The sequence below is a fragment of the Streptomyces sp. NPDC002104 genome, from assembly GCF_053593795.1.
Genome location: NZ_JBSFDF010000007.1, coordinates 129,836 through 143,763, shown reverse-complemented (window position 1 = coordinate 143,763; position 13,928 = coordinate 129,836). Strand labels below are relative to the sequence as shown.

9 protein-coding genes, 1 pseudogene and 1 riboswitch are annotated in these 13,928 nt (G+C 72.5%); of the genes and pseudogenes, 7 read left to right on the top strand and 3 right to left on the bottom strand.

Annotated elements, in window-relative coordinates:
• A pseudogene (locus ACWCP2_RS09080) lies at positions 1 to 562 on the bottom strand (restriction endonuclease); the annotation flags it as partial.
• Positions 563 to 743: 181 nt separating this feature from the next.
• The gene (locus tag ACWCP2_RS09075; RefSeq protein ID WP_450907919.1) at positions 744 to 3,200 is read right to left on the bottom strand and encodes a DNA gyrase/topoisomerase IV subunit A; all 2,457 of its coding nucleotides are present in this window, start codon (positions 3,198 to 3,200) and stop codon (positions 744 to 746) included.
• A gap of 259 nt (positions 3,201 to 3,459) precedes the next feature.
• Between ACWCP2_RS09075 and ACWCP2_RS09070 the strand changes: the two genes are divergently transcribed.
• The 4 genes from ACWCP2_RS09070 to ACWCP2_RS09055 all read left to right on the top strand — a co-directional run bounded on the left by ACWCP2_RS09070 (position 3,460) and on the right by ACWCP2_RS09055 (position 8,293).
• Positions 3,460 to 4,812, top strand: coding sequence for a M16 family metallopeptidase (locus tag ACWCP2_RS09070; RefSeq protein ID WP_450907918.1), 1,353 nt, complete (start codon positions 3,460 to 3,462; stop codon positions 4,810 to 4,812).
• Between the two features lie 32 nt (positions 4,813 to 4,844).
• A complete protein-coding gene (locus tag ACWCP2_RS09065) occupies positions 4,845 to 6,212 on the top strand; it encodes a M16 family metallopeptidase (protein WP_450907975.1) in 1,368 nt (455 codons plus the stop codon).
• 267 nt (positions 6,213 to 6,479) lie between these two features.
• Positions 6,480 to 6,639: riboswitch (cyclic di-AMP (ydaO/yuaA leader) on the top strand.
• Between the two features lie 12 nt (positions 6,640 to 6,651).
• Entirely contained in the window at positions 6,652 to 7,446 is a 795-nt protein-coding gene (locus ACWCP2_RS09060; RefSeq protein WP_450907917.1) for a M23 family metallopeptidase, read from the top strand.
• A gap of 181 nt (positions 7,447 to 7,627) precedes the next feature.
• Positions 7,628 to 8,293 carry a GntR family transcriptional regulator gene (locus ACWCP2_RS09055; protein WP_450907916.1) on the top strand — a complete coding sequence of 222 codons (666 nt, stop codon included), beginning with the start codon at positions 7,628 to 7,630 and terminating at the stop codon, positions 8,291 to 8,293.
• A 334-nt stretch (positions 8,294 to 8,627) separates the two neighbouring features.
• On the opposite strand, the gene ACWCP2_RS09050 is transcribed toward ACWCP2_RS09055, so the two are convergent.
• Positions 8,628 to 8,909 carry an HPr family phosphocarrier protein gene (locus ACWCP2_RS09050; protein WP_383938072.1) on the bottom strand — a complete coding sequence of 94 codons (282 nt, stop codon included), beginning with the start codon at positions 8,907 to 8,909 and terminating at the stop codon, positions 8,628 to 8,630.
• A 185-nt stretch (positions 8,910 to 9,094) separates the two neighbouring features.
• Between ACWCP2_RS09050 and ACWCP2_RS09045 the strand changes: the two genes are divergently transcribed.
• The 3 genes from ACWCP2_RS09045 to ACWCP2_RS09035 are packed head-to-tail and all read left to right on the top strand — an operon-like array spanning position 9,095 to position 13,926.
• Positions 9,095 to 12,058 (top strand): bifunctional acetate--CoA ligase family protein/GNAT family N-acetyltransferase, encoded by a 2,964-nt coding sequence (locus ACWCP2_RS09045; protein ID WP_450907915.1) that lies wholly within the window; start codon positions 9,095 to 9,097, stop codon positions 12,056 to 12,058.
• A 51-nt stretch (positions 12,059 to 12,109) separates the two neighbouring features.
• Complete coding sequence (locus ACWCP2_RS09040; protein ID WP_450907914.1) at positions 12,110 to 12,718, top strand: DUF5998 family protein; 609 nt, start codon at positions 12,110 to 12,112, stop codon at positions 12,716 to 12,718.
• Positions 12,718 to 13,926: an alkaline phosphatase family protein gene (locus ACWCP2_RS09035; RefSeq protein ID WP_450907913.1), complete on the top strand. Its 1,209-nt coding sequence runs from the start codon at positions 12,718 to 12,720 to the stop codon at positions 13,924 to 13,926. The genes ACWCP2_RS09040 and ACWCP2_RS09035 overlap by 1 nt, the downstream gene beginning before the upstream one ends.
• Positions 13,927 to 13,928 lie beyond the last annotated feature (2 nt).

Sequence of the window (13,928 nt, the reverse complement as noted above, 5' to 3'; positions counted from 1 at the left end):
GCCAGGCGGTGGAGGCGAAGAGGGCAGCCGAGAAGTACTCCACGACGGCCTCCGGGTCTCCGGCCCGCAGGAGTCGGCTCAGCTCGTCGAGCCCGCCGTTGTGCGCCCGTATCCCGGCGATCTGCTCCGCTGCCCATACGTCGTACTGCTGTCGGTACGACGCCAGTTGCTGCTGTCGCTGTGCTTCCGCCGCGTGCGCGGCCTGCCAGGCCTGGGTGTACCGGGCATGCGCGTCCCGCTCCGCCTGCGCCCGCTGGCCCGAGCCGAGAGTCCACCCGGCGCTCTGCTGCTCGAACTGGTCGATGCGCGGCATCGGTACCGGGTGCGCGAGATGGCCCGGATCGAACGGCTCCGGCCGCTCCGGTCGGATCAGGGTGGACATCCGGAACGCGGGTGTTCGGCACCCCGCGACCAGCAGGCCCTGAAGGGAATCGACTTCGGTGTCGAGCTGCGCGGACCGCCGGCGTGCCTCGCCCTCGTGATGCTGCCGTTCGGTCGCCTGCTCCCGCCGGTTGCCCAGCACGGCGGGTGCGGGTGCGGGGAGCCCGGGCTCATACTGCATCTGCTGCGTTCGGCGCTGGGCCTCAGCCCAGTCCCTGATCGATCCGCCCGACCGAAGACTCGTCACTTCTCTGTCCCCCCGCCCCACCCGCCAGTGCCAAGAGGGAAAACACTAGTCGCCATTCGGGTGGTACGTCCCTGGGACGTACCACCCGAATGAGCGCGTACCGTCGGCGGCGCTCCTACAGCGCCACCCCCGCCAGCGCCGCGACCACCGCCGGCAGCGCCGTGCCCGAGCCGTCGCGGCGCGGGTCGACGGCCGGCAGCAGGGCCGGGGTGCCGTTCGCCGCGGCCGCGCGGACCGGGGACGCGCCCGCCCAGGCCAGCAGCAGGACGTCCTCGCCCTTCAGGAAGCGCTGGCAGCGCACGCCGCCGGTGGCCCTGCCCTTGCGCGGGTACTGGTCGAACGGGGTGAGCTTCCCGGACTGCATGGAGTCGTCCAGCGTCCCGTGCGAGCCCGCGACGGTGAACACCACCGCCTCGCGCGCCGGGTCCACCGCCGAGAAGTGGATCACCTTGGCGCCGTCCGCGAGCTTGATGCCCGCCATGCCGCCCGCCGGGCGGCCCTGCGGGCGGACCTGGCCGGCCGGGTAGCGCAGCAGCTGGGCGTCGTCGGTGATGAAGACGAGGTCCTCCTCGCCCGTGCGCAGCTCGACCGCCCCGATGATCCGGTCACCGTCCTTGAGGGTGATGACCTCCAGCTCGTCCTTGTTCGCCGGATAGTCCGGCACGACCCGCTTGACCACGCCCTGCTCGGTGCCGAGCGCCAGGCCCTGCCCCGACTCGTCCAGCGAGGTCAGGCAGACGACCTTCTCGTCCGCCTCCAGCGCGGAGAGGAACTCCGTGACCGGGGCGCCGCCCGCCAGGTTCGGCGCGGCGTGGGTGTCGGGCAGCTGCGGCAGGTCGATCACCGACAGCCGCAGGAGCCGGCCGTACGAGGTGACCACGCCGACCTCCGCCCGCGCGGTCGCCGCGACCTGCGAGACGATCAGGTCGTGCTTGGCGCGTGCGCCGCCCTCCTCCTCGGGAAGCGGGTCGGCGTTCGGCGTACGGGCCAGCAGCCCGGTGGAGGACAGCAGCACCCGGCAGGGGGTGTCCTCGACCTCCAGCGGGACCGCCGCGACGGCCGTGCCCGCCGACTCCAGCAGCACCGTACGGCGCTCCGTGCCGAACTTCTTCGACACCGCGGCCAGTTCCGCCGAGACCAGCTTGCGCAGCTCGCTGTCGGAGTCGAGGATCCCGGTCAGCTCGTCGATCTCGCCGGTCAGCCGGTCCCGCTCGGACTCCAGCTCGATCCGGTCGAAGCGGGTGAGCCGGCGCAGCGGGGTGTCCAGGATGTACTGGGTCTGGATCTCGCTCAGCGAGAAGCGCTCCATCAGGCGCTCCTTGGCCTGCGCGGAGTTGTCGCTGTCCCGGATGATCCGGATGACCTCGTCGATGTCGAGCAGCGCCACGAGCAGGCCCTCGACGAGGTGCAGGCGGCTCCGCCGCTTGCCGCGGCGGAACTCGCTGCGCCGGCGCACGACCTCGAAGCGGTGGTCGAGGTAGACCTCCAGCAGCTCCTTGAGGCCCAGCGTCAGCGGCTGCCCGTCGACCAGCGCGACGTTGTTGATGCCGAAGGTCTCCTCCATCGGCGTCAGCTTGTACAGCTGTTCCAGCACGGCCTCGGGGTGGAAGCCGTTCTTGATCTCGATGACCAGGCGCAGGCCGTGGGACCGGTCCGTGAGGTCCTTGACGTCCGCGATGCCCTGGAGCTTCTTCGAGCCGACCAGGTCCTTGATCTTCGCGATGACCTTCTCGGGGCCGACCGTGAAGGGCAGTTCGGTGACGACCAGGCCCTTGCGGCGCGGGGTCACGTCCTCCAGGGCCACCGTGGCGCGGATCTTGAAGGTGCCGCGGCCGTTCTCGTAGGCGTCCTTGATGCCCGAGAGGCCCACGATCCGGCCGCCGGTGGGCAGGTCGGGACCCGGTACGAAGCGCATCAGCGCGTCCAGGTCCGCCTCCGGGTAGCGGATCAGGTGGCGGGCGGCCGCGATGACCTCGCCGAGGTTGTGCGGGGCCATGTTGGTGGCCATGCCCACGGCGATGCCGGACGCGCCGTTGACCAGCAGGTTCGGGTACGCCGCCGGCAGGACGACCGGTTCGCGCTCCTGGCCGTCGTAGTTCGCGGCGAAGTCGACGGTGTCCTCGTCGATCCCGTCCGTCATCAGCGAGGCGGCGTCGGCCATCTTCGACTCGGTGTACCGCATCGCGGCCGGCGGGTCGTCGTTGCCGAGCGAGCCGAAGTTGCCGTGGCCGTCGACCAGCGGGAGCCGCATGGAGAAGGGCTGCGCCATGCGCACGAGGGCGTCGTAGATCGACGCGTCGCCGTGCGGGTGCAGCTTGCCCATGACCTCGCCGACGACACGGGCGCACTTGACGTAGCCGCGGTCGGGGCGCAGGCCCATCTCGTTCATCTGGTAGACGATGCGCCGGTGCACCGGCTTCATGCCGTCGCGGGCGTCGGGCAGGGCGCGGGAGTAGATCACCGAGTACGCGTACTCGAGGAAGGAGCCCTGCATTTCGTCGACGACGTCGATGTCGAGGATCTTCTCCTCGAAATCCTCCGGCGGCGGGGTCTTCGTGCTGCGGCGGGCCATCGCTGCGCGGCTCCTTAACCAAGAATCGGGATGAGCTGAGCTCTCACGGGGTGGGGCGGGGACTGGACTGGGACGGGGCTGGGTCGTGCGGGCGGACGGTTTCGGACAGGGGTGACGCGGACCATTGTGGCCCGAGGCACCGACAACGCCGACTCCGACCCAGGACTGGGCCGGGAACTTCTCCGCCTGCCGACACGCTTGCATACAGTGGCAGGTCTGACAGGAATCTCTGCATCGCGATCGAAGGGACCACATGCCCATGGGTCACACGGCCACAGCTCACGCAGGCTCCGGCGGCCTCACAGCGACCGAGCACCGGCTGGCCAACGGCCTGCGCGTGGTGCTGTCCGAGGACCACCTGACTCCGGTCGCCGCGGTCTGCCTCTGGTACGACGTCGGCTCGCGCCACGAAGTCAAGGGACGTACGGGCCTGGCTCACCTCTTCGAGCACCTGATGTTCCAGGGCTCGAAGAACGTCTCCGGCAACGGCCACTTCGAACTGGTCCAGGGAGCCGGCGGCTCCCTCAACGGGACCACCAGCTTCGAGCGCACCAACTACTTCGAGACGATGCCGACCCACCAGCTGGAGCTCGCGCTGTGGCTGGAGGCGGACCGGATGGGCTCGCTGCTGGCCGCCCTGGACGACGAGTCCATGGAGAACCAGCGCGACGTCGTCAAGAACGAGCGCCGCCAGCGGTACGACAACGTCCCGTACGGCACGGCCTTCGAGAAGCTGACGGCCCTGGCCTACCCGGAGGGCCACCCGTACCACCACACCCCGATCGGGTCCATGGCCGATCTGGACGCCGCGTCCCTGGAGGACGCGCGCGCGTTCTTCCGTACGTACTACGCGCCCAACAACGCGGTGCTCTCGGTCGTCGGCGACATCGACCCCGAGAAGACCCTCGCCTGGGTCGAGAAGTACTTCGGCACCATCCCCGGCCACGACGGCAAGCAGCCGCCGCGCGACGGCTCGCTGCCCGAGATCATGGGCGGCCAGCTCCGCGAGGAGATCGTCGAGGAGGTCCCGGCCCGCGCGCTGATGGCGGCCTACCGCCTCCCGCACGACGGCACCCGCGAGTGCGACGCCGCCGACGTGGCGCTGACCGTCCTGGGCAGCGGCGAGTCCTCCCGCCTGCACAACCGGCTGGTGCGCCGCGACCAGAGCGCCGTCGCCGCCGGATTCGGCATGCTGCGCCTCGCCGGCGCGCCCTCGCTGGGCTGGCTGGACGTCAAGACCTCCAGCGGGGTCGAGGTGCCCGCCATCGAGGCGGCCGTGGACGAGGAGCTCGCGCGGTTCGCCGCCGAGGGCCCGACGGCCGAGGAGATGGAGCGCGCGCAGGCCCAGCTGGAGCGCGAGTGGCTGGACCGGCTGAGCACGGTGGCCGGCCGCGCCGACGAACTGTGCCGCTTCGCGGTGCTGTTCGGCGACCCGCAGCTGGCGCTGACCGCGGTCCAGCGCGTCCTCGACATCACCGCCGAGGAAGTGCAGGCCGTGGCCGCGGCCCGACTGCGCCCGGACAACCGCGCGGTGCTGGTCTACGAGCCGCTCGAAGCCGACGCGGCGGACGAAATCGACGAGACCGACCAGAACGAGGGGGCGGAGCAGTGAGCGACACCGCAGCCGACACCGCAGCCGTCACGATGACCTTCCACCCGCGCCCCGAGGCCGGCGAGCCGCAGCCGTGGGCCTTCCCGGCCCCCGAGCGCGGGGTACTGGCCAACGGCCTGACCCTGCTGCGCTGCCACCGCCCGGGCCAGCAGGTGGTCGCGGTCGAGATCAACCTCGCCGCCCCGCTCGACGCGGAGCCCGAGGGCCTCGACGGCGTGGCCACGATCATGGTCCGCGCCCTGTCCGAAGGCACCGACAAGCACTCCGCCGAGGAGTTCGCCGCCGAGCTGGAGCGCTGCGGCGCCACCCTCGACGCGCACGCCGACCACCCCGGCCTGCGGGTCTCCCTGGAGGTCCCGGCCTCCCGCCTGCACAAGGCGCTGGGGCTGGTCGCCGAGGCACTGCGCGCGCCGGCCTTCGACGACGCCGAGGTCGACCGCCTGGTGCGCAACCGGCTCGACGAGATCCCGCACGAGAGCGCCAACCCGCAGCGCCGCGCCGCCAAGCAGCTCTCGAAGGAGCTCTTCCCGGCCTCCCTGCGGATGTCCCGCCCCCGTCAGGGAACCGAGGAGACGGTCGCCCGCATCGACTCCGCGGCCGTACGCGCCTTCTACGAGGCCCACGTGCGCCCCGCGACCGCCACCGCGGTGGTCGTCGGCGACCTGACCGGCATCGACCTGGACGCCGTCCTGGCCGACACCCTGGGCGCCTGGACCGGTGACACCACCGCCCCGCGCCCGGTCCCGCCGATCACCGCCGACGACACGGGCCGCGTGGTCATCGTCGACCGGCCCGGCGCGGTCCAGACGCAGCTGCTGATCGGCCGCATCGGGGCGGACCGCCACGACCGGGTCTGGGCGCCCCAGGTGCTCGGCACGTACTGCCTGGGCGGCACGCTCACCTCCCGGCTGGACAAGGTGCTGCGCGAGGAGAAGGGGTACACGTACGGCGTGCGCGCCTTCGGCCAGGTGCTGCGCTCCACCGCCGACGGCAAGGGCGCCTCGATGCTCGCCATCAGCGGCTCGGTGGACACCCCGAACACCGGCCCGGCCCTGGACGACCTCTGGACGGTGCTGCGCACCCTCGCGGAGGGCGGCCTGACCGACGCCGAACGGGACGTGGCCGTGCAGAACTTGGTGGGGGTGGCCCCGCTGAAGTTCGAGACGGCCGCCTCCGTGGCGGGCACGCTCGCCGACCAGGTCGAGCAGGAGCTGCCGGACGACTACCAGGCGCAGTTGTACGCGCGGCTGGCCGAGACCGGGACGGTGGAGGCCACTTCGGCGGTCGTCAGCGCCTTCCCGGTGGACCGTCTGGTCACGGTCCTGGTCGGGGACGCCTCGGTGATCGAGGAGCCGGTACGGGCCCTCGGGATCGGCGAAGTGACCGTGGTCGCCAACTGATCGGCGCCTGACCGCCAGTTGACCGCCCGTGACCTCCGGTGATCGCCGGTGGTCTCCGGCGGGCCGTCAACTGGCTTGCCATGGAAGGGGCTCCGGCGGCTTGTCCGCTGGAGCCCCTTTTGGGTTTCTTGTCCTTTTTCTGGCGTGGTTGCTCGTATGTGGTGTGGCGTACGCAACAAAAGGGCGCGTCTGTTTGGTGATTACCTGAAGATCCGCCTAGCGTCGGCCGTGCTGTCCGTCAGTCGTAACCGCCGCATCCGCGGCACCGGGCAGCGATCGCCGAGTCCCCGTCAGGCGCGAGCCTGGGGAGCCGGGGACCCACTTGTGTCCCTGGGGTGAATCGGACCGCCTCGCAAGAGGGGGCCCGTAGGAGACCTTCCTGCTCCGAACCCGTCAGCTAACCCGGTAGGCGAGAGGGAAGGAAAGGATCAGCCCCTTCATGGCGTTTGGCAGCAGTGCCGCCGGCAAGCACCGCGGTTCGAGCCGTATGAGCCGTAAGACCGCCGGTTACGCCGGCATAGCCGCCCTCGCCGCCACCGGCGTCGTGGGCTCCCTGGCCGGCCCCGCGTTCGCCGCGGACCACTCTCCCTCCGTGGAGGACACCGGCGCCCTGAACACCATCGTCGTGGCCGACGAGCTCGCCGGTGACGTCGAGGCCCAGGCCCAGTCCCAGCAGCGGGCCGCCGAGGCCGCCGCCGCCAAGGCGCAGGCCGAGGCCGACGCCCGCCAGCGGGCCGCCGAGGCCAAGGCGAAGGCCGAAGCCCAGGCCAAGGCCGAGCGCGAGGCCGCCGAGCGCGCCGCCCGCGAAGAGGAGCGCAAGCGCCTCAACACCTTCGTTTCGCCGATCGACGGCTCCTACGTCAGCACGCAGTACCACGCGGGCGGCGGCATGTGGTCCTCCGGCAGCCACACCGGCATCGACTTCCACGCCTCCTCCGGCACCTCCGTGCACGCGGTCGGCCTGGGCACCGTGGTCGAGGCGGGCTGGGGCGGCGCCTACGGCAACAACGTCGTGATCAAGCACGCCGACGGCACGTACACCCAGTACGGGCACATGTCCTCGCTGAACGTCCGCGTCGGCCAGCAGGTCACCCCGGGCCAGCAGATCGGCCTGTCGGGCTCCACCGGCAACTCCAGCGGCCCGCACCTGCACTTCGAGGCCCGCACCGGCGCCGACTACGGTTCGGACATCAACCCGCTGACGTACCTGCGCTCGCACGGCGTCAACGTCTGACCGCTCGCCCCACCGCACGTCTTCCACGAAGGCCCCGGCTCTTTGAGAGCCGGGGCCTTCGTCGTGTTTCGCGCCCCGCGGTGTGTGAATGTTTCGTATTTCCGGCCGTCCTCGGAAATTATCGTGTGTTGCAATAGAGTCGCAACGCGCACAGCCATACGAAAAAGGCGGAGGTCCGGTCTTGCGTATTCCCGCGCACACGGTATGCACAGCGATCCGCGACGACATCGTCTCCGGGGTGTTCGGGCCCGGCTCCCGGCTGACCGAGGAGGTGCTGGCCCGCAGGTACGGGGTCTCGCGCGTCCCGGTGCGCGAGGCGCTGCGCACGCTGGAGTCCGAGGGGTTCGTGACCACCCGCCGGCACGCCGGTGCCTGCGTGGCCGAGCCGACCGAGCAGGAGGCGGTCGACCTCCTGGAGGTACGGATGCTCCTGGAGCCCCTCGCGGCCGCCCGGGCGGCCCGGCGCCGCAGCGAGGCCCACCTCAAGGTCCTGCGCGGCCTGGTCAGGCTGGGCCAGGAACGGGCCAGGCGGGGCCAGGGGGAGGATCTGCGCTCCCTGGGCGGCTGGTTCCACGAGACGCTCTCCCAGGCCTCGGGCAGTCCCGGGCTCATCGCCCTGCTCACCCAGATGCGCCACAAGGTGGCCTGGATGTACGTGGTGGAGGCCCCGGTGCGGCCCGTGGAGTCCTGGGCGGAGCACGGCGCGATCGTGGACGCGGTGGCCCGGGGCGACGCCGAGCGGGCCCGGGCGCTGACCGCGGCCCACGTGGACCGGGCGGCGGGGGCGCACCGGATGCGCGTGAGGACTTTGCAACCTGCCGTAAACACGGCGAGCGTTCCGCATTAACAAACGCCGTATACAAAGGGGCGATATCCGGGCCGGTAATGCGTGCCCGCGCCTGGTGTGCCGCGCCCTGAATTCCGGGTCCTATTGCGCTGCCGGAATTCGGTCACCGGAATCCGGTCACCAGAATTCGGCCGCCGGAATTCGGGCTGCCATGGCTCGGGCCGCCATGATGCGGGCCGCCATGACGCGGGCCGGCGGGCATGGCGTGCGCCGGAACGGCGACGCGTACGGAAAGCAGCGAAGCCGGTGTCCTCGACCTCATCGGTCGGGGGCACCGGCTTCGCCGTGCAAGTCCAGCAAGTCCAGCAAGTCCTGCGGGTCGAACCCGAAGGGGTCAGACGGTCTCGGGGAGCTCCTCAAGACCCTCGGCGACCAGCTTCGCGAGGCGGTCCAGCGCGGCCTCGGCGCCATCGGCGTCGGACGACAGGACGATCTCCTCGCCGCCCTGGGCGCCCAGGCCCAGAACCGCCAGCATGGAGGCGGCGTTGACGGGGTCGCCGCCGGCCTTCGCGATGGTCACCGGGACGCCGGAAGCGGTCGTCGCACGGACGAAGATCGAGGCGGGACGAGCGTGCAGGCCCTCGGCCCAGCCGACGTTGACGCGGCGCTCTGCCATGGTGATGCCCTTCAGGTTCTTACGGTTGTCTAGACCAGTCTCTCACGACGTCCGGAATGGTCGAACCGACCTTCGGCCCGAGTTTCCCCGCCGTTCGACCTACCCCAGCTTGCCCTGATTCGAGCCAGCTTGCCCGATGCGCCGCGCCCAGGCCAATCGAACCGTTCGCGCCTTAAGGTGACCCCATGACGACCGAGTCCGACCCCTCGTACCCGGACCACTGGGAAGCCGACGTCGTCCTTCGGGACGGCGGGACCGCCCGGATCCGGCCCATCACCACCGCCGACGCGGGCCGGCTGGTCAGCTTCTACGAGCAGGTCTCGGACGAGTCGAAGTACTACCGCTTCTTCGCCCCCTACCCCCGGCTCTCCGACCGCGACGTGCACCGCTTCACGCACCACGACTACGTGGACCGGGTCGGGCTCGCCGCGACGATCGGCGGCGAGTTCATCGCCACCGTCCGCTACGACCGGATCGGCGCCGACGGCCGCTCGGCCACCGGGCCCTCCGACGAGGCCGAGGTCGCCTTCCTCGTCCAGGACGCCCACCAGGGACGAGGGGTCGCCTCCGCCCTGCTCGAACACATCGGTGCGGTGGCCCGCGAGCGCGGGATCCGCCGCTTCGCGGCCGAGGTGCTGCCGGCGAACGGCAAGATGATCAAGGTGTTCACGGACGCCGGCTACCAGCAGAAGCGCAGCTTCGAGGACGGCTCCGTCCACCTCACGCTCGACCTCGAACCGACCGCCGAATCCCTCGCCGTCCAGCGCGCCCGCGAGCAGCGCGCCGAGGCCCGCTCCGTCCAGCGCCTGCTGTCCCCCGGCTCGGTCGCGGTGATCGGCGTCAGCCGCTCCCTCGCGGGCGTGGGCGCGGCGGCCCTGCGCAACCTGCGCGACAGCGGCTTCCACGGCCACCTCTACGCGGTCAACGAGGCGGTCACCCGCGATCTGCTCGACGGCGTACGCGCCTACCCCACGCTCGGCGCCGTCGGCGCCCCCGTCGATCTGGCCGTCATCGCGGTCCCGGCCGACCGGGTCCCCGACGCGGTCGCGGCCTGCGGCGAACACGGGGTGCAGGGCCTCGTGGTCCTGTCCGCGGGATACGGGGAGAGCGGGCCCGAGGGCATGGCCCGCCAGCGCGAACTGGTCCGGCAGGTGCGCTCGTACGGGATGCGGCTGATCGGACCGAACGCCTTCGGGGTGATCAACACGGCCCCCGAGGTGGAGCTGAACGCCTCCCTGGCCCCCGCTCCGGCCCCCGCGCGGGGCAGGGTCGGCCTGTTCACCCAGTCCGGGGCGATCGGCATCGCGCTGCTCTCCGGGCTGCTGCGGCGCGGGGAGGGGCTGTCCTCCTTCGTGTCCGCGGGGAACCGGGCCGACGTCTCCGGCAACGACATCCTCCAGTACTGGTACGACGACGAGGCCACGGACGTGGCGCTCATGTACCTGGAGACCCTGGGCAACCCGCGCAAGTTCACCCGCCTCGCCCGGCGCACCGCCGCCGTCAAGCCGGTGGTCGTCGCCAGGGGAGGCAGGCGCACCCCCGCCGGACACGTGGTCCCCGGCACCCGGCTGCCCGAGGCGACGGTCTCCGAGCTGCTGCGGCAGGCCGGCGTCATCCGGGTCGACACGGTGACCGAGCTGGTGGACGTCGGCCTGCTCCTGGCCTCGCAGCCCGTACCGGCCGGGCCGCGGGTGGCCATCCTCGGCAACTCCGAATCGCTCGGGGTCCTCACCTACGACGCCTGCCTGACGGAGGGGCTGCGGCCGCTGCCGCCGCTCGACCTGACCACGGCCGCCTCGCCGGAGGACTTCCGTACGGCCGTCTCCGCGGCGCTGGCCTCGCCGGACACCGACGCCGTCGTCGTCACCGCGATCCCGTGGGTGAGCGAGCACGCGCTCGCCGACGATCTGGCGGAAGCCCTGCGGGCGGCCGCCGCCGGGCACCCCGGCAAGCCGGTGGCCGTGGTCCACGTGGAACTGGGCGCCCTCGCGGAGGCGCTCTCGGCGGCGACCGCGCCGGCGGGGGCGGCGGACCTCGCGGCCGCGCTGCCCGCGGCGCTGCCGACGCCCGCGACGGCTTTGGCGGCCCTGGCCGCGGGGTCCGAGGCGATGCCCACCACCGGGGCCGACTCCGATTCCGGCTCCGGCTCCGCGACCGCCGCCGCCTCCGGGCCCGCCGCCGCCCCCGGGCCCGCCGCCCCGGCCGCGCCCTTCCGGCCTGAGCCGGCCTCCGGCGGCGCGGCCTCCGGTGCCGCCGCCGTGCCCGCTCCGGGAGCGGCCGCCCGGATCCCCAGCTACCCCGCCGCCGAGCGGGCCGTCAAGGCCGTCGCCGAAGCCGTCCGGTACGGGCAGTGGCGCCGCGGCGTCGCCGAGGTCGGGCAGGTGCCCGAGTTCGAGGACATCGACGAGAGCGGGGCCGCCGGGCAGCTCTCCCGCCTGCTGGCCGGCGTGGGGGAGGAGGCGGTGGTCACCCTCGACGACCCCGATGCCCGCGAGCTGCTCGCCCGGTACGGGATCCGGGTGCTCGCCACGCTGCCGGCGCCCAGCGCCGACGCCGCGGTCCGCGCCGCGGCCGTCCTCGGCTACCCCGTCGCGCTGAAGACCACCGCCCCGCACCTGCGCCACCGCGCCGACCTCGGCGGGGTCCGCCTCGACCTCACCACCGAGGCCGAGCTGCGCCGCTCGTACGAGGAGCTCACCCACGCGCTGGGCAAACCGCAGGAACTCCTCCCCGTGGTCCAGTCGATGGTTCCCCGGGGCGTCGACACCGTCATCCGTTCCGTCATCGACCCCGCCGCCGGCGCCGTCCTGTCCTTCGGGCTGTCCGGGGTCGCCTCCGAACTGCTCGGGGACACCGCCCACCGGCTGGTTTCCGCCACGGACAAGGACGCGGCGAGCCTGATCCGCTCGATCCGCACCGCCCCGCTGCTCTTCGGCTGGCGCGGCAGCGACCCCGTGGACACCCCCGCCCTGGAGGAACTGCTGCTGCGCCTCTCCCGCCTCGTCGACGACCACCCCGAGGTGGTCGGGGTCGCCCTGGAGCCCGTCGTCGTCGCCACCGAGGGACTGTCCGTGCTCAGCGCGACGGTCCGCGTCGCACACCCGCCCGCCCGCGGCGATCTCGGCCCGCGGACCCTGCCCAGCTACTGAGGCCCCGGGACGAGCCCCAGGGCGGCCGGGGTGCCCCGTACGGGCCTTAGGATGGACCTCATGGCGAAATCCGGTACGACGACCCAGGGGCTGCGCACGGCGATCGAGCGCAGCGGCTACTACCCGGCCCTCGTGGCCGAGGCCGTGGAGGCCGCGGTGGGCGGCGAGCCGATTGCGTCGTACCTGGTCCACCAGGAGACGACCTTCGACTCCAACGAGGTGCGCCGGCACGTCACGGTGCTGGTCCTGACCGGCAACCGCTTCATCGTCAGCCACACCGATGAGCAGGCCGCCGACGCCGGTTCCCCCTCCCCGTACGCGACCACCTCCACCGAATCGGTCAAGCTGGCCAGCATCTCCTCCGTGGTGCTCAGCCGCGTCGTCGCCAACCCGGAGTCCTACACCCCGGGCACCCTGCCCCGCGAGGTCGTCCTGACCATCGGCTGGGGCGCGGTCTCGCGCATCGACCTGGAGCCCGCCGCCTGCGGCGACCAGAACTGCGACGCCGACCACGGCTACACCGGCAACTCCACCGCCGACGACCTCAGCCTGCGCGTCAGCGAGGCCGGCGACGGCCCCGAGGCGGTCCGCCAGACCCTGGTCTTCGCCCAGGCGCTCTCCGAGGCCACAGCAGCCACGTCCGCCACCCACGCCCGCTGATGGCGTCGTACTCCGCCGCGCAGAGCTGGCAGGACGAGCCCGAGCTCCTGGACCTGGCCGGAGCCCCGGTGCCGCACTACGGCACCGGCTCGCTCGCCGACCTGCTGCCCACCCTCGTGGCCGGCCAGGGCGTACCCGGCTTCGAGGCCTCGATCGCCGAGCTGAGCCCCGCCGACCGCAACTGCGTGTTCCTGGTCGACGGCATGGGCTGGGAGCAGATCAAGGCCCACCCGGACGAAGCCCCGTACCTCACCTCCCTCCTCGCCACCTCGCGCGGCGGCACCGGGCGCCCGATCACCGCCGGCTTCCCGGCGACCACCGCCACCTCGCTGGCCTCCGTCGGCACCGGCCTGCCGCCCGCGCGGCACGGCCTGCCCGGCTACACCGTGCGCAATCCCGCCACCGGCGAACTGATGAACCAGCTCCGCTGGCACCCGTGGACCCCGCCCAAGCCCTGGCAGCCGTACCCGACGGTCTTCCAGCAGGCGGACGCGGCCGGGGTGGCCACGGCGCAGGTGTCCTCGCCCGCCTTCCAGACCACCCCCCTCACGAAGGTCGCGCTGAGCGGCGGCACCTTCCTCGGCCGGATGACCGGCGAGGAGCGCATGGACCTCGCGGCCGAGCGCCTCGCGGCCGGCGACCGCTCGCTCGTATACACGTACTACAGCGAGCTCGACGGGGCCGGCCACCGGCACGGCGTCGACTCCGACGCCTGGCGCGGCCAGCTGATGTACGTGGACCGCCTCGTCCAGCGCCTCGCCGAGCAACTCCCGCCGCGCACCGCGCTGTACGTGACCGCCGACCACGGCATGGTGGACGTCCCCTTCGACGAGGACTCCCGCATCGACTACGACGACGACTGGGAACTCGGCGCCGGCGTGGCCCTGCTGGGCGGCGAGGGCCGCGCCCGGCACGTGTACGCCGTACCCGGCGCCGAGGCCGACGTCCTGACCGTCTGGCGCGAGGTGCTCGGCGACCGCTTCTGGGTCGCGAGCCGGCAGGAAGCCCTGGACCTGGGCTGGTTCGGCGCACCGGGCGAATGCGACGAGCGGGTCCTCGGCCGCATCGGCGACGTCATCGCCGCCGCCCAGGCCGACGTGGCGATCACCGCCTCGCGCGCCGAGCCCAACGAATCGGCCCTCGCGGGCATGCACGGCTCCATGACCCCGGCCGAGCAGCTCGTCCCGCTGCTCGAAATCCGCTCCTGACG